Source organism: Marinobacter santoriniensis NKSG1, assembly GCF_000347775.1.
GTDB classification, from domain to species: domain Bacteria; phylum Pseudomonadota; class Gammaproteobacteria; order Pseudomonadales; family Oleiphilaceae; genus Marinobacter; species Marinobacter santoriniensis.
This window is the reverse complement of sequence record NZ_APAT01000015.1, coordinates 1,066,396-1,082,223: the sequence shown is the minus strand read 5'-3', so window position 1 is coordinate 1,082,223 and position 15,828 is coordinate 1,066,396. Positions and strand designations below refer to the sequence as shown.

Below are 15,828 nucleotides of genomic sequence, written 5' to 3'. Positions count from 1 at the left end.
TTCAGTACCGCCAGCCCAGGCTGGCGGATACGCCAAACTGGTGCATGCTCAGTTCAATGTCCTGGCCCGGACCGAGCGGGTTTTCGCCCTTGACGGATTTTTCCGGGGAATAGAAAGCCATGCCGGACACTTCCAGACCATTGCTCAGGGTTCGGGTAAACCCGCCGGTGAAGTGCCATTCCTGAACGCCCGGTGCGAGGACGTTGAACAGAACGTTGTCTTCGGAGATCGGTTGCTCGCCGTAGCTGACACCGGCGCGCCATGCCTGAGCCGGCGTTTGCTGCCACTGCCATCCCAGCTTGACGATGGTCATGTCGTTCCAGCCGAAGCCTGGCCCCTGATCGGTACCCAGTGAACCCGGTGTCAGCGGCATCATCGGGTTGCCCACGCTGTTGATGTCGCTGTACTCGATGCGCTGGACATCCAGCACGATCCAGTGATCCTCGATGCCTGACCACGCCAGCCCGGCATTGAACATCTGGGGAATGTCGAAATCACCCTGTTCGGCGAAAAGGCCGCGGTATTTGTCGAACTCATTCATTTCGAGGATGTTGCGCCAGCTCAGGCCACCGCGCAGATGCTCGGTGATCTGCCCCTGCCAGCCGATCTGGAAGCCATAGCCCCAGGCGTCATCGGTGCCATTGTTGCTCAGGGCATCCGGATCCGACGAGAAGGGCGCAAATTTCTGAAGCCCCTTGGCTTCGAAGCGCTGGTAGGCAATGACGGGTGAAAAACCAAAAGCCTGGTTATCGGAAAACTTCCAGGTCCAGGTCGGGGCAATGAACAGCTGCTCCAGGTTCACGCCGGTGTCGCCCCCATAGAAGGGCCCGCCTTTCTCGCCGGAATAGTCGGTGTTCATGCCGCCGTTGGCGAACACGGACACGCCCACTGTGTTTCGGTCATCCAGCTGGTGATTGATGCCGAAGTGGGGAATCGCGAAAACGTTCGAGTCGCTTTTGTAGGTGCCGGGTTGAAGATAGAAGGTTCCCTGCGGCGGCTGACCGGAGGGGCCGCCCTCGACGGAGTATTCCCGGCGGGGGGAGAAGAGCTCAAGACCGCCGTCGATCCGGTCGCCGACGAACGCCATGCCCGCCGGATTGGTGGCGGCGGCGATGCTGTCCTGGGAGAGCGCGGTGCCAGCACCCGCCATACCTTTGTTGATCGTGCCATAGCCGTGACTGAAATAGCCGTTGGTCGCGAAGGCTGCTGTGGGCAGCATCACGCTGGCGGTGGCAATGGCCAGAACCGTCTTGAGGCGCATATCAAAAACCCGTGTTTGGCAAATGTTGAATGTGGGTTCGTTTTATACAGAAAGCTGGTTATAAGCGGAAGTAATTAAAGCTCATATGGTTATATTGAGCTGTTTGCGCTCGCAAACCGGCGACGATGGGCCATACTGTGTAGCGTTGATCTAGATCGCTGATAAACTGAGCAAAATCACTGGAAACGGGACCTCAAGTGGCTTCATTCCAATTAAAAGAGCGGCTGCAGGCGGCCGAAGACTGGATACTCGCGAACCCCAATCCGCCCCAGCGCTGGCCGTGGACCTGGCTGTACAAGGTCGGACGGTCGGCCTACGCATTGGTCCGCGATGTGATCAGCGGCCAGTTGACCCTGCACGCCATGAGCCTGGTGTACACCACGCTGCTCAGCATCGTGCCCCTGCTGGCTTTGAGCTTTTCCGTGCTCAAGGCGATGGGGGTTCACCAGCGCATGGAGCCTTTCCTGTTTCAGTTCTTTCAGCCAATGGGGCCGGAAGGGGTGGACCTTGCCGAGAAGATTCTGGGCTTCGTGGACAACATGAAGGTGGGGGTCCTGGGTTCCGTCGGGCTGGCCCTGCTGGTTTATACCGTGATCTCGCTGGTCCAGAAGATCGAGCGGTCTTTCAACATGATCTGGCGCGTGCCGGACATGCGCTCGCTGTCCCAGCGTTTCAGCAATTACCTCAGCGTGATCATGGTGGGGCCTCTGCTGATGGTGTCCGCCATCGGGATTACCGCGACCATTTTCTCCTCCGACATGGTCCAGACCCTGATGGCGATCGAGCCGTTCGGTTCCCTTATCCTGGCAGTCAGCCGGTTTACCCCGTTTTTCCTGGTGGTCGGTGCGTTCACCTTCGTCTATGTGTTCATTCCCAACACCCGGGTCAAACTTCGCTATGCATTCATTGCAGGTCTGGTGGCCGGCATCTCATGGCAGGCGGGAGGCATGCTGTTCGCGTCTTTTGTTGCTGGTTCTTCAAAGTACGCGGCCATCTATTCCAGTTTCGCGATCGGCATCATCCTGCTGATCTGGATCTACATGAACTGGATGGTGCTGTTGCTGGGCGCCAGTCTTGCTTTCTACTTGCAGAATCCCGGTTCGGTGGCCAAGCGTAGCCGTGTCCAGATGGCGCCGGAACTCCAGGAAAAAGTTGCGCTGGTGCTGATGTGGATGGTGGCAAAACCCTTCAGTGAGGGTCGCGCTGCGCCGCAGCAGGAAGCACTGGAGCAGGCCTTGAGGGTGCCGGGTGAGGTTACCAGGACCGTCAGTGACAAACTTATCCGCGCGGGTATCCTGACCCTGGCCGGCGGCCAGGGCGATCAGCTGGTTCCGGGGCGAGCGCTGGATCTGATCAGCGTTGGCGATATCCTGTCGGTGGTGCGCGAAGACGAGGACCGGGTTGTAGACCGGTTGCCGTCCATACTGCCGCCCGATCTGATGTCGGATGTCCGTGGCTACGATTCCGAAACCCTGGCGTCGTTGTTGAGGGACGGGATACCTCAGAAGGTCTAGCCGTTCTGAAGCATTCGGCGCAGTGCTTTACGAACCTGCCCGATCTGCTCTGCATTGAGCAGAACCAGTTTGGGCAGATCCTCTTCGGCCAGGTTTCTCTGGTGGGCGTGCCGGAGCACTTCACGACTGGCCAGCACCATGCCGTCGGTTAACGGTGTGTGGACCTGGCGCGGTGAAGGCCGCTCAGCCGACATCAGCAGCGCATGGTATTTGGGTGGCAGGGCCCATTCGTTGGCCAGTAACTGACAGGTCGTCCACTGGTAGCGGGCCGTGACCTGACGGATCAGGGCGGGCTCCGGTTCTGCGCCGGAGGCGCTGGTGCGGCAGATGCGGTTGAGCTCCCGGCGCAGGGTGAGATAGGCCAGCGACGGAAGCAGTCCGGTCATGAAATGGGCGCTGGGGTCGGCGCCCTGAAGCCGTGCAACCATTTCCGCGGCCCGTCCACAGCTCAACCCCCAACGCCAGCAGCGTTGCGCGAACAGCGCTTCGCGACTGTTTCGCGCCGCCATCATCGGCCGCATGACGGCCGCAGCGATGACGTTCCGGATGCCGTCGATGCCGAGCACAAATACCGCCTGGTCCACTGATTCGATCGCGTGTTCCCCGGGTCGGAAATACGGGCTGTTAGCAACCTGCAGAAGCTGGTCGGTCAGGGCCGGATCTTTCAGGATAATATCGGTCAGTTTCTGGCGGTCGGTGGTCTCATCCGACAGGGCCCGCATCAGCATGGGAAGGCTGAGTGGCTGACGGGGCAACTCCTCCAGCGCGCCCGATTGCAGGCGCTCGTCCAGCGTCGCCAGTTCCTGCTGACGATGGCCGATATCTGCCTTTAGTGTTTGAGGGGAAGAATCAAGCAGCCAGCAGAACAGATGTTCCTCAAGCTGGGTGGCCAGCTCCATATCGGAATGGGGTTGTTCGGCGGGATTCTCCCTGGCGGGATTGAAGAGCCGGGTTTCAGGCGCCGGTTCGCTGGTTTGTCCACTGGAAAAAAAGCCTGATATCCAGGAGAGAAAGCCTGGCATCCGTTGCCTCCGGTTCGATCAGTCGCGGTTAAGTACGTATCCCCTCGGCAGAGTATAGTGGGACGTTTCGCACTTGGACAGCGCTGGAAGCAACGGAACCTACTTATAATGAGAAAGCCGTTTCGCCGAAAACGAAGACAAGCTGGCAGACGCCCGCCGCCAGGCCGAGGAAGGCGCCTACGAGAATCAGCTTGATTTCATCTTCCTGGAAGCAGGGGCGCAGCAGATCCTGGAACTCTTCCGATGACAGGGCAATCATGCGTTCCACCATGATGGATTCGACGGCACGGGCGCGGTCCTGTTCGAACACCGGGTTATTGAAAGACGTCTGGGAGATCTGGATGGCCTTTTCGCCGACCTGGTTTTTCAGGGTAGCGAATCCGGTCGGTCCGAAGGCCATCTGGGTCAGGGCCTTGCCCATGCCGGCGGTTTCATCGACCAGCGGTTTGATGTGTTTCTTCACCATGTTCCTGGCGCGATCCCCCTTGGGCCCCTCGAGGATGGCATTGATGATGTTGCCGACGGTGAGGATTTCGTGGGTCACAATGTGGCAGAAGGACTCTGCCACGGCAGGCTGGCGTTTGAGGAACAGGCCCTGGATGCGGAAAGGCCCGACTTTCTTGGCGTGTAGCGGCCGGAAAATGACGTTCAGGGCGATCCAGTTGGTGGCCCAGCCGACGAGCAGGCCGAAGAAGGGCAGCACCCACCAGCTCGGGTAGATGTACCACACGGCCATCTGGATCAGGCCGAACAGGAAACCGAAGTAGAGGCCGGAATTGACGATGAAGCGGAATTCCACCTCGCCGCATTCGAGGAAAATGCGGTTCAGCAGCTGTTTGTCACGGGCCAGTCGCTCGATGACCATGCCTTTGATGTCGAGCAGGTCTTCGATGTTGTCGGAGATGTCTTCCACCAGGTTGTCGACCAGTTGGGGCGTGGATTTGCGAACCCGGTCGTACACCATCTTGCGGGCCGATGTCGGCAGGTTTTCCCAGAACGTCGGGTATTCCCGAAGCATGAGTTCGTCCACATATTCTTCGATCCGTGGCTCGACGGAATGGACAATGTGGGCGGCGAGCACCTTCGGGTCGATTTGCTGGAAGATTTCCTGGACGGTGCCAATCTTGGAAATGGTGGCATCAACGCTGATGGCCGCCATTTTCCGGGCTTTGGACGGAATGATGCCCTGCCAGCCGAGCAGGGGCGGTTTGCCGATGAATTCCAGCGGATAGAAGGTCATCTTGATCGCCAGCCAGTTGGTGGACCAGCCGATCAGGGCGGCGATGACGGGAATACTCAGGTATTGCCAGAATTCTTGGGACGTCAGCAGGCTTGTCATCCGGTACTCGCACTCGTTCTTTGTTTTTATGCCGGGTCGCATGCAGAGAAGCGGCGTAACCGCCCCAGAACACGCTCCTTGCGGCACATCCATGTGGCGCTTGAGCTCCGCCATCCATGGCTCCGCACAGTTCCGGGTCGGTCACGCCGCTTCTCCGCCCCGATCTGGGAAAGACCGTTCACGGCATTTTTGTCAGACAAGAATAATGTTGATGGGGCCACCGGCTGTCAATGACTGAGTCGCCGAAACGGGACGGCGGCACGGTCGTATGACCTAACCGCCGATGTCCCCCCAGAGCCACTGGCACAGGGCCATGGCGGCGACTGGGGCCGTCTCTGTGCGCAAGACCCGGGGGCCAAGTGCGACAGGCAGGAAGCCGGCATGCTCTGCCGTTTCGATTTCTTCCGCCGTTAGCCCACCCTCCGGGCCGATCATCAGGGCGACGGAGGCGGGCCTGGCCAGGGAATCGAGGCTTTTCTCCGTCCGGTGATGGAGAACCAGTTTCAGGTCGCAGGTTTCGGCTTTTGCGAACCACTGTTCCAGCGTCATGACCGGCAGGATGTCCGGTACCCGGGCGCGACCGCACTGCTCGGCGGCGCTGATGGCGACCTGCTGCCAGTGACGCAGGCGCTTGTCTTCCCGGTCGCCCTTGAGTTTGACGTCGCACCGCTCGGTGGTGAGAGGAACAATGCGCGTGACGCCCATTTCTACCGCCTTCTGGACCGCATAGTCCATCCGGTCGCCCTTCGAGAGGGTCTGGCCAAGGGTGATCTGGAGCGGCGACTCGGTTGCGTTGGGCGTGTCTCCGGTTACCTCGACGGTGACCTGTTTTTTTCCGGCTTCGACGATGGTTGCCTGATAGTCATGACCGTCGCCGTTGAACAGCTGCAGTTCCTGGCCAGGCTGCATTCTGAGAACTCGCCCTACGTGCTGGGCGGCGTTGTCGTCGAGTTGGCAGGTGTGTCCTGCCGCCAGATCCGAATCGGTGTAGATCCGCGGTATGCGCATGGAAGCTTTAGTCCCTCACTGCGATTTCGATGCCTTCGGTGGCGACCTGGGCCAGATGACGAATCTGTTCCTCGGTGATGACGTACGGCGGCATGAAGTAGACCACGTTGCCCAGCGGCCGGAGCAGTGACTCGCGGGTCAGCGCATGCTTGAAGACGCGCATGCCCCGGCGTTCCTGCCATGGGAACAGGGTCTTGCTGGCCTTGTCCTTGACCATCTCGACCGCCAGGGTCATGCCGTGCTGGCGAATGTCGCCGACGTTGGGATGGTCCGCCAGGTGTGCCACGGACTCACCCATGCAGGTGGCCAGTCGGCGGTTGTTCTCGATCACGTTGTCATCCCGGAAGATGTCCAGGGTCGCCAGGGCTACGGCGCAACCAATCGGGTTGCCGGTGTAGCTGTGGCTGTGCAGAAACGCCCGAAGCGTCTCATAGTCGTCGTAGAAAGCGTTATAAACGTCATCGGTGGTGAGTACAACCGATAGAGGCAGATACCCGGCGGTGAGTCCCTTGGACAGGCACATGAAATCCGGAGTGATGCCGGACTGTTCGCAGGCGAAAAGGGTGCCGGTGCGTCCGAAGCCGACGGCGATTTCATCAGCAATGAGGTGCACGCCATAACGGTCGCACGCTTCCCGGAGTTTGGTGTGGTAGATCGGATGGTGCATGCGCATGCCACCGGCGCACTGGATCAACGGCTCCACCACGACCGCACAGATTTCCTCGTGGTTCTCTGCGAGCAGTTTCTCCATGGCCTCGAATTGCCGCAGCGCGTAGGCCTCGTCGGTTTCACCGGGTTCTTTGTTGAAGGCATCGGGCGAGGGCGCGGTCAGCACTTCCATCAGTAGCGGCTGGTAAGTGTCCTTGTACAGGGCAACGTCACCGAGGGCGAGCGCACCGAGCGTCTCGCCGTGGTAGCTGTTGCTCAGGTTCACGAAGTTCTTCTTGCCCGGCCGGCCGTGGTTCTTCCAGTAGTGGTAGCTCATCTTCAGGGCCGCTTCGATGGCCGATGAGCCGTTGTCTGCGTAAAAGCATTTGCTCAGGCCCTCGGGTGTGACTTCAATGAGCCGTTCGGAAAGATTTACAACGGGTTCATGAGTGAACCCGGCCAGGATGACATGCTCGAGCTGTCCGATCTGTTCCTGGATGGCGGCATTGATCCGTGGGTTGGCGTGGCCGAAGAGGTTGACCCACCAGGAGCTGACGGCGTCTATGAAGCGATTGCCCTCGAAATCCTCCAGCCACACGCCTTCGCCACGTTTGATGGGCACCGGCGGGATGGATTCGTGGTCCTTCATCTGGGTACAGGGATGCCAGACAGATTTCAGGTCTCGGGCGACGAGGTCGGCGTTACGCATGCTGGGTCTCCGCTTGTTCTTTCGGCGTCTTGATGGGGCGCTGTTAACCTTCGCGGATATTACAGTTAACAGCGACGTCTGGCCACCGTGCCTTCGTCGAATGATCGCCCGGCCAATGCCGGAAAAGTGTGTGTGTCGCAAAATTCCGGGAACAACAAGAAAGGAGGTGACGAATGGAACTGGAACTGACCCACCCCTATCCGGCCGGGCTTGAAACGGTTCTGGGGAAGTTTTTCGATGAGGGGCATATCCTGGAAAAGAACGAACAGCTGGGTGCCCGGAACGTACGCGTTGCCGAGCTGGTCCGCGACGACTCGTCCGCGAAGCTGGTGGTGGAACGCGAAATGACGCCCTCTATTGAAGTGCCGGGTATGCTTGCGAGCTTCCATCGGACGTGGAATCCGGTGCGCCAGGAAGAGCACTGGTTTCAGAAGAGCGATGGCGAATGGCACTGCGAATTTCGCGTTCACATTGAAGGTGTGCCGGCCCGGATCAAGGGGATGATGCGCCTGGAGGGATCTGGCGACCAGTGCACCAATCACGTGACGCTGAATGTGCGCTGCGATGTACCGCTGCTTGGCAAGAAAATTGCGAAGTTCCTGGCAGAGGATTCCCGGATCAAGATTGACCGTGAGTATGGTGTAACCTCGCGGCTCCTGTAGACAAAAAAGCCTCACCGGACCGGTGAGGCTTTTGGGTGTGCCGATGAGCGCTGGTCGTCAGTGCGCCAGTACTCGCGACAGGAACGCCTGCGTGCGCTCGTTCTGGGGGTTGTCGAACACGTCGTCCGGCTTACCCTGTTCAACGATCTGGCCTTCGTGGATGTAGATAACGCGGTCCGCCACTTCCCGGGCGAAGCCCATCTCGTGGGTGACCACCATCATGGTCATACCTTCCTTGGCCAGTTCGCGCATGACGTCCAGTACTTCGCCGATCATTTCCGGATCCAGCGCCGATGTTGGCTCGTCGAACAGCATCAGGCGTGGCTCCATGGCCAGCGCACGGGCAATGGCCACCCGCTGTTGTTGGCCACCGGACAGATGGCTCGGATACTTGTCCGCCTGACTGCCGATCCCGACCCGGTTCAGCAGTCGCTCTGCGGTGGCGTTGGCCACGGTTTCCGGTGTGTTCTTAACCTTCATGGGCGCCAGCATGATGTTTCTCTTCACCGTCAGGTGGGGAAAGAGGTTGAACTGCTGGAATACCATGCCCACTTCCTTGCGGATCTCCGCCAGGGCTTTCTGATTGCCACCCTTGGGGGCCAGCGGGTGACCGTCTACGGTCAGCTTCCCGGATTCGTATTCTTCCAGGCCGTTGGCGCAACGAATCAGGGTGGATTTGCCGGAGCCGCTGGCGCCGATGATCACCACCACCTCGCCGGGCTCGACAGTAAGATCAATGTTCTTGAGGACATGCAGCTTGCCGAAGTACTTGTTCATGCCCTTCATTTCAACGATATGAGTCATGGGTACCTTTCCTTCAGACAGAAGCCAGTCCGCGCCGTTCGACGAAACGGAGAATCATGGACAGTGACAGGGTAATGGCCAGATACAGCAGGGCGACCACAAAATACACCTCGAAAGCCGTGAAGGTATTGGCGATATAGATCTGCCCCTGACGGACCAGTTCGCCGACGCCGATGACCGAGAACAGGGAGGTGTCCTTGATACTGACGATGGCCTGGTTGCCCAGCGGCGGAATCATCCGACGGAAGGCCTGGGGCCAGATGATGGACCAGAACGTCTGGCTGCGGGACAGCCCGAGGGAAAGCCCGGCTTCGGTCTGGCCCTTGTCGATGGACTGTACGCCACCGCGGACAACCTCGGAAATGTAGGCGCCTGAGTTCAGGGCGATCGCCGCGATCCCCGCGGTCAGCGGGTTGATGGGGGAGCCGATGAGGTCAGGCAGGCCGTAGAAAATGAACAAGACCTGAACCAGGATCGGGGTGCCCCGGAAAATCTCGATGTAGGCAGTGGCCGGCCAGCGCAGGAACCATTTTTTGTTGATGCTCAGCAGGCCGAAAAAAATGCCCAGGACGAAACCAATGAGCAGACCGCCGAACGAGATCAGCAGGGTGTAGGGAATACCCTTGAGCAGGAAAGGAATAGAATCGATGGCTGCTTGCCAATCGAACTGAAAGGAAAAATCCACGGTCAGTGTCTCCGCAGGAAGTTGGACTCGAAAGTGCCGGGGCATGGTGCCCCGGCGCGGGAATCAGACCTTGCGGCCTTTCTGCCCTTTACATGCCTTCCGGCATCGGGCCGAACCACTTCTCGTAGATGTTCTTGTAGGTGCCATCTTCCTTCATGGAGGCCAGGGCCTTGTTGACCGGCTCCACCCACTTGCTGCCGTTGACCAGGGCGATACCGTATTGCTGGCCCTCGTAGAGGGGACCGACGGTTTTCACCTTGCCTTCACCCTTGGTGCGGGCGAAGTAGCCAGCGTTTGGCGCGTCGTAGAACACCGCGTCGATCGCCTGGGACATCAGCGCCATGTACATGTCGGAGCTGCCCGGATACGGAGTAACGCCATCATCCTTGTCCAGGTTGTCCACCAGGTAATCGTAGGAGGTGCTACCGATCTTGGTGCCGATCTTCTTGCCTTCCAGGTCATCGAAAGACTTCACGCTATCGTCATTTTTACGAACCAGAATACGCAGACCGGAGTCATAGTACGGGTCCGAGAAGTCGACAATCTGCTCACGCTCGTCGGTAATGGTGATGCCGGCGATGGCGATATCCACGTTGCCGGTCTGGAGGGCAGGGATGATGCCGTTGAAGTCCATGGTTTGCAGGTTGTAGTCAAAGCCCGCACGCTTGGCGACTTCGGCGATGATCTCCATGTCGAAACCGATCATCTCACCGCTTTTCTGGTCCATCATTTCGAACGGAACGAAGCTCGGGTCGGTAACGACCTTGAGTGTTTCCGCGCTCGCTGTCCCTGCCGCCACGGTCAGTGCCAGGCTGGCGCCCAGGGTCTTCAGCCATTTCGTGCTCATGCTTTCTCCTTTTTTTCTTTCGTCAGGCTCCAATTGCCCGATAAGGCAAGCCGGAATAGCCACTGTTGATGACCGTGGTTTCCGGGGAGCGTTAATGGAACTGCATCAAGTACACTTTAGACTATTACCCGGAGAGATGCCGAAAATCAAATGCTTGGAAGCCGTACGCGGGTGTTGGCGGGGGGCGGGACCGGAAAGAAAAAAACGGGGGCGAAGCAGGCGCCTCGCCCCCTGAAGACATTTTCTGAGTTTAAAACGCGATTTTTTCCCGGTCGCTGATGCCGAGGTTTTTCCAGATGCTGAGGCTGGGCTCCGCCTGGTTCAGCGTATAGAAATGCAGGCCCGGAGCACCGGCTTTCAACAGCCGTTCACACATCTCGGTTACTACTTCTTCGCCGAATTTGCGGATGCTGTCGGTGTCGTCGCCGTAGGCTTCCAGCTGTTTCCGGATCCAGCGCGGGATTTCTGCTCCGCACATGTCGGAGAAGCGCACCAGGCTGGAGAAATTGACGATCGGCATGATGCCGGGGACCACCGGAATGGTGACGCCCATCTTTTCCAGCCGCTCAATGAAGTAGAAGTAGCTGTCCGCATTGAAGAAGTACTGGGTGATGGCGCTGTTGGCGCCGGCTTCCACCTTGCGGGCAAAGTTCTTCAGGTCTTCCTCGGCGTTGCGGGCCTGGGGATGGAATTCCGGATAGGCTGCCACCTCCAGGTTGAAGTGATCACCGCTGTGCTCCCGGATGAACGTCACCAGTTCGTTGGCATAGCGCAGCTCGCCGGAGGCGCCCATACCCGAGGGCAGGTCGCCCCGGAGGGCGACGATGCGGTTAATGCCGTTTTCCCTGTACAGGTCCAGCAGCTCACCGATTTCCTGGCGGGTACCGCCGACGCAGGACAGGTGGGGCGCCGTGGAAATGCCCTGTTTGTGCAGGGACAGCACGGTCTCGATGGTGCGGTCCCGTGTGGAACCGCCGGCACCGAAGGTGACCGAGAAGAAATCCGGGTTCACCTCGGCCAGTGTGTTGCGCACAACCTGGAGTTTTTCCTTGCCCTGATCGGTCTTGGGCGGGAAAAACTCGAAGCTGAAGCGGCGCTTGAATTGCTTCTGGGATTCCATGATCGTGTCCGATTAGTACCTGTAGCTTTCCGGCTTGTACGGGCCTTCGACCGGCACGCCGATGTATTTGGCCTGGTCCGGGGTCATCTTGGTGATCACGCCACCAAAACCTTCCACCATGGCACGGGCTACCTCTTCGTCCAGCTGCTTGGGCAGTACCTGAACATAGACGCCCTTGGCCTTGGACTCCTCCGGCAGGTCGGCGAACCTGCGCTCGAACAGGTACATCTGAGCCAGCACCTGGTTGGCGAAGGAGCCGTCCATGATGCGGGACGGATGGCCGGTGGCGTTGCCCAGGTTCACCAGGCGTCCTTCCGACAGCAGGATCAGGTGGTCGTTGGCACTCTTGTCGCGGTAGATGACATGAACCTGCGGCTTGACCTCGTCCCATTCCCAGTTCTTGCGCATGTAGGCAGTATCGATCTCGTTGTCGAAGTGACCGATATTGCACACAACGGCGCCGTTCTTCAGTGCCTTGAGCATGTTGGCGTCGCACACATTCACGTTGCCGGTGGTGGTGACCAGCAGGTCGGTGTTGGCCAGCAGCTCGGTATTGATGCTCTGCTCGGTGCCGGTGTTGATGCCATCGTTGTACGGAGAGACCACTTCGTAGCCGTCCATGCATGCCTGCATGGCACAGATCGGATCGGCTTCGGTGACCTTCACGATCATGCCTTCCTGGCGCAGGGACGCGGCCGAGCCCTTGCCCACGTCGCCGTATCCGATAACCAGGGCTTTCTTGCCGGACAACAGGTGATCGGTGGCACGCTTGATGGCGTCGTTCAGGCTGTGGCGACAGCCGTACTTGTTGTCGTTCTTCGACTTGGTGACGGAATCGTTGACGTTGATCGCCGGCACTTTCAGTGTGCCGTCACGCAGCATTTCCTGCAGGCGGTGAACGCCGGTGGTGGTTTCTTCGGTGATGCCGTGGCAGTTGTCCAGAATCTGCGGGTACTTGTCATGGAGCAGGGCGGTCAGGTCACCACCGTCGTCCAGGATCATGTTCGGTTCCCAGCCGTCGACGTCGGCACCCACGGTACGCTCCAGGCACCACTCGTACTCTTCCTCGGTCTCGCCTTTCCAGGCGAACACGGGAATGCCCTGTGCGGCAATGGCGGCTGCGGCCTGGTCCTGGGTGGAGAAGATGTTACAGGAGGACCAGCGAACGTTGGCGCCCAGCTCGACCAGTGTTTCGATCAAAACGGCGGTCTGGATGGTCATGTGGATACAGCCCATGATGTTGGCGCCTTTCAGGGGCTGCTCGGCCTTGTACTTGTTACGCAGGGCCATCAGCGCTGGCATTTCGCCTTCGGCAATCTTGATTTCCTTGCGGCCCCAGTCGGCCAGGGCGATATCGTGGACTTTGTAATCGTCAAAGCTGTTCAGTTTTTCTGCCGGAGTGCTCATTGGTGTTCTCCTGTCAGTGTCTTTCGGCATTGGAGTCTGGTTTCCGATGCCGCTAATTTGGGTGGTGTCGGAGATGGGGGATATCTGCCCCGGAACCGCTACGAGCACGTCCATGTGCGCTTGTGTCAGGCCATCCATGGCCTTCCACATTCCGGGGCAGATATCCCCCATCTCCTTTGTCAATCTATCGGCGTATGCTGTCTTGAATACGCGTTCTGTGCCTCTTCAGCCCTCTCGACATTTCTGCCGTGAACGGCTTGCTCCTGATAAACACGCACCAATTGTCTGGATGCGGTGGTGAGGTAAGGCCTTTGCGGACTGTAGAGGGCCAAGGACGGCCCGAAACAAGCGCACATGGATGTGCTTGTAGCGTGTCCGCAAAGGCCTTACCTCAGCGCCGCCACCCCACAGGATGGCGGGCTTGGCAAAGCCGAGGTCCAACTCCAGAAGTCAGACCTTAAACACCTCAGATACCAGCCGCATCCCGAAGTGCGTCAGCACGGTCGGTCTTCTCCCACGGGAACGCGGTGAAGGTCTCGCCGTTGACGGTCATCTCGAACGGATCGCGACCGAAGTGGCCGTAAGCGGCTGTCGCCCGGTACATCGGGTGCAGCAGGTCGAGCATCCGGGTGATCGCGTACGGACGCAGGTCGAAGTTCTGGCGGACCAGTTCGATGATCTTGTCGTCGCTGATCTTGCCGGTGCCGAAGGTGTTCAGGGAGATGGATGTCGGCTGCGCCACGCCGATGGCGTAGGACACCTGGATCTCGCACTTGTCGGCCAGGCCGGCGGCGACGATGTTCTTTGCCACGTAACGGCCTGCGTAGGCGGCAGACCGGTCGACCTTGGACGGATCCTTGCCGGAGAACGCGCCGCCGCCGTGACGGGCCATGCCGCCGTAGGTGTCGACGATGATCTTGCGTCCAGTCAGGCCGCAGTCACCGACCGGGCCGCCAATCACGAACTTGCCGGTCGGGTTGATGTGGAACTGGGTGTCCTTGTGCAGCAGTTCGGCAGGCAGGGTGTGCTTGACCACCAGCTCCATGACCGCTTCTTTCAGGTCTGCCTGGGTGACGTCTTCATCATGCTGGGTGGACAGGACCACCGCGTCGATGCCGACCACTTTGCCGTTTTCATAACGGCAGGTGACCTGGCTCTTGGCATCCGGGCGCAGCCACGGCAGCAGGCCGCTCTTGCGGGCCTCGGCCTGGCGCTGGACCAGACGGTGGGAAAAGTTGATCGGTGCCGGCATAAGCACGTCGGTTTCATTGCTGGCGAAACCGAACATCAGGCCCTGGTCGCCCGCGCCCTGGTCTTCCGGTTTCTGGCGGTCCACGCCCTGGGCAATGTCCACCGACTGCTTGCCGATGATGTTGATCACGCCGCAGGTGCTGCCGTCGTAGCCCACGTTGGAAGAGGTGTAGCCGATGTCGTTGATCACACCGCGAACCAGATCCTCCAGATCCACCCAGGCGCTGGTGGTGATTTCGCCACCGATGATGGCCACGCCGGTCTTGACCATGGTTTCGCAGGCCACGCGGGCGTGCTTGTCTTCGGTCAGGATTGCGTCGAGGACGGCGTCGGAAATCTGATCCGCCAGTTTGTCCGGATGGCCTTCAGAGACCGATTCGGAGGTAAAGATGTTGTAATCGGACATAGCTCTCTGCTCCTCTGTGAGCGCTTCAAATTCGTGCCGGGGCCTGAAATGACCGATTCCGGCGGCTGTGTTTGTCAGTGGTTATCAGGCATACGTAAAAACACGTACGCGTATATCAAAAATTTTTGATGTTCCCGGTTCTTTGTCCCGTCATGACATCGGCGCCGTTTTCCAGAACTCCCGAACCTGTACCTGGAAACCGTTCCTCAGCCCTATAAACAATTGCTCTCCGGCCACCAGATTGGCGTCTGCAGCCCAGCTGGTCAGTTCTTCCGGCTCGAAACCCAGCCATAGATCACCACAGTTTTCCTTGGCCCAGTCCTGATCGTGGCTGCACAGGTCGCTGACCACGAAGCAGCCGCCGTTGTTCATAAGAGCCGCCGCGTCCAGGAAAATGTCCGCGGGGCTAGGGACGTGGTGCAGAACCATGTTGGCGACCACCAGGTCAAAGGCATCTCCGCGGGCCAGCAGGGTGTCGGTCACGCCCTCCACAAGATCAACGTTGGCCAGGCGTTCGTCGATGCAGGTGTGGGTGGCCTTGGCCAGCATGTCCCGGCTGTTGTCCAGCGCCACGACCTGAGCGAACAGTTTCGACAGTACCGGAAGGAATGCGCCCTCGCCCGGACCGATCTCCAGTGCGGTGGACCAGTTCTGTCGGTGCGCCCGCTTGCGAATCAGTTCCGCGGTGGGCTCTGCGTACAGGTCAAACGCCGCGATCAGTTCCTGTTGCTCCCGGAACTGTTCCGCGTGTCGGGCGAAAAATGCCTGGGACTGATCCGCCCGCTGCGCACGGATGGCGTCTATCCGTTCCTGCAGGTGAGCGGCCAGAGGCGCCCGGTCCACGGTTTCAAAAATCTGGCGGATCGTGTGATCCGTCAGTTTGTCGCTGTCCAGGTGCAGGGGGCGCCGGTAAAAAATGGCGTTTCCCTCGCGCTGGGGTTCCAGCAATCCGGCTTTGTGCATCACTTTCAGATGGTGGCTCATGCCGGACTGGCGCATATCGAACAGCTGGCTCAGTTCCAGCACGCCAAAGGTATCCCGCCGAAGCACACGCAGGATTTCCAGGCGCAGGGGATCGCCGCTTGCCTTGAAGATCGGAGCCAGCGCGTCCACCGGGGACAGTTCGTCTGCATGTGCATTCATGG

14 protein-coding genes are annotated in these 15,828 nt (G+C 59.4%); 2 read left to right on the top strand and 12 right to left on the bottom strand.

Annotated features, from left to right (window positions below):
- Nucleotide 1 precedes the first annotated feature (1 nt).
- Nucleotides 2–1,261, bottom strand: a complete 1,260-nt coding sequence (locus MSNKSG1_RS10800; protein ID WP_008939305.1) for an OmpP1/FadL family transporter — start codon at nucleotides 1,259–1,261, stop codon at nucleotides 2–4.
- A gap of 197 nt (nucleotides 1,262–1,458) precedes the next feature.
- Here MSNKSG1_RS10800 and MSNKSG1_RS10795 point away from each other — a divergent pair, with 197 nt between their 5' ends.
- The gene (locus MSNKSG1_RS10795; RefSeq protein WP_008939304.1) at nucleotides 1,459–2,775 is read left to right on the top strand and encodes a YihY/virulence factor BrkB family protein; all 1,317 of its coding nucleotides are present in this window, start codon (nucleotides 1,459–1,461) and stop codon (nucleotides 2,773–2,775) included.
- On the opposite strand, the gene MSNKSG1_RS10790 is transcribed toward MSNKSG1_RS10795, so the two are convergent.
- The 4 genes from MSNKSG1_RS10790 to MSNKSG1_RS10775 form a co-directional block, all read right to left on the bottom strand.
- The gene (locus MSNKSG1_RS10790; RefSeq protein WP_008939303.1) at nucleotides 2,772–3,797 is read right to left on the bottom strand and encodes an HDOD domain-containing protein; all 1,026 of its coding nucleotides are present in this window, start codon (nucleotides 3,795–3,797) and stop codon (nucleotides 2,772–2,774) included. The genes MSNKSG1_RS10795 and MSNKSG1_RS10790 overlap by 4 nt on opposite strands.
- Nucleotides 3,798–3,900: 103 nt before the next feature.
- Nucleotides 3,901–5,136, bottom strand: coding sequence for a DUF445 domain-containing protein (locus MSNKSG1_RS10785; RefSeq protein ID WP_008939302.1), 1,236 nt, complete (start codon nucleotides 5,134–5,136; stop codon nucleotides 3,901–3,903).
- Nucleotides 5,137–5,409: 273 nt separating this feature from the next.
- A complete protein-coding gene (locus MSNKSG1_RS10780; RefSeq protein WP_008939301.1) occupies nucleotides 5,410–6,144 on the bottom strand; it encodes a 16S rRNA (uracil(1498)-N(3))-methyltransferase in 735 nt (244 codons plus the stop codon).
- 7 nt (nucleotides 6,145–6,151) lie between these two features.
- Nucleotides 6,152–7,501: an adenosylmethionine--8-amino-7-oxononanoate transaminase gene (locus MSNKSG1_RS10775; protein ID WP_008939300.1), complete on the bottom strand. Its 1,350-nt coding sequence runs from the start codon at nucleotides 7,499–7,501 to the stop codon at nucleotides 6,152–6,154.
- Between the two features lie 173 nt (nucleotides 7,502–7,674).
- On the opposite strand from MSNKSG1_RS10775, the gene MSNKSG1_RS10770 reads away from it, so the two are divergent.
- The gene (locus MSNKSG1_RS10770; RefSeq protein WP_008939299.1) at nucleotides 7,675–8,163 is read left to right on the top strand and encodes a DUF2505 domain-containing protein; all 489 of its coding nucleotides are present in this window, start codon (nucleotides 7,675–7,677) and stop codon (nucleotides 8,161–8,163) included.
- A 57-nt stretch (nucleotides 8,164–8,220) separates the two neighbouring features.
- On the opposite strand, the gene MSNKSG1_RS10765 is transcribed toward MSNKSG1_RS10770, so the two are convergent.
- The 7 genes from MSNKSG1_RS10765 to MSNKSG1_RS10735 all read right to left on the bottom strand — a co-directional run bounded on the left by MSNKSG1_RS10765 (nucleotide 8,221) and on the right by MSNKSG1_RS10735 (nucleotide 15,826).
- The gene (locus tag MSNKSG1_RS10765; protein WP_008939298.1) at nucleotides 8,221–8,967 is read right to left on the bottom strand and encodes an amino acid ABC transporter ATP-binding protein; all 747 of its coding nucleotides are present in this window, start codon (nucleotides 8,965–8,967) and stop codon (nucleotides 8,221–8,223) included.
- 13 nt (nucleotides 8,968–8,980) lie between these two features.
- Complete coding sequence (locus MSNKSG1_RS10760; RefSeq protein ID WP_008939297.1) at nucleotides 8,981–9,652, bottom strand: amino acid ABC transporter permease; 672 nt, start codon at nucleotides 9,650–9,652, stop codon at nucleotides 8,981–8,983.
- An 88-nt stretch (nucleotides 9,653–9,740) separates the two neighbouring features.
- Nucleotides 9,741–10,499 (bottom strand): transporter substrate-binding domain-containing protein, encoded by a 759-nt coding sequence (locus MSNKSG1_RS10755; RefSeq protein ID WP_008939296.1) that lies wholly within the window; start codon nucleotides 10,497–10,499, stop codon nucleotides 9,741–9,743.
- A gap of 250 nt (nucleotides 10,500–10,749) precedes the next feature.
- On the bottom strand, nucleotides 10,750–11,619 hold the full coding sequence (gene metF, locus MSNKSG1_RS10750) for a methylenetetrahydrofolate reductase [NAD(P)H] (RefSeq protein ID WP_008939295.1): 870 nt from the start codon (nucleotides 11,617–11,619) through the stop codon (nucleotides 10,750–10,752).
- Nucleotides 11,620–11,631: 12 nt separating this feature from the next.
- Entirely contained in the window at nucleotides 11,632–13,026 is a 1,395-nt protein-coding gene (gene ahcY, locus MSNKSG1_RS10745) for an adenosylhomocysteinase (RefSeq protein ID WP_008939294.1), read from the bottom strand.
- A gap of 466 nt (nucleotides 13,027–13,492) precedes the next feature.
- On the bottom strand, nucleotides 13,493–14,683 hold the full coding sequence (gene metK / locus MSNKSG1_RS10740) for a methionine adenosyltransferase (RefSeq protein ID WP_008939293.1): 1,191 nt from the start codon (nucleotides 14,681–14,683) through the stop codon (nucleotides 13,493–13,495).
- Nucleotides 14,684–14,833: 150 nt separating this feature from the next.
- A complete protein-coding gene (locus tag MSNKSG1_RS10735) occupies nucleotides 14,834–15,826 on the bottom strand; it encodes a metalloregulator ArsR/SmtB family transcription factor (protein ID WP_227497993.1) in 993 nt (330 codons plus the stop codon).
- Between the last annotated feature and the right edge of the window lie 2 nt (nucleotides 15,827–15,828).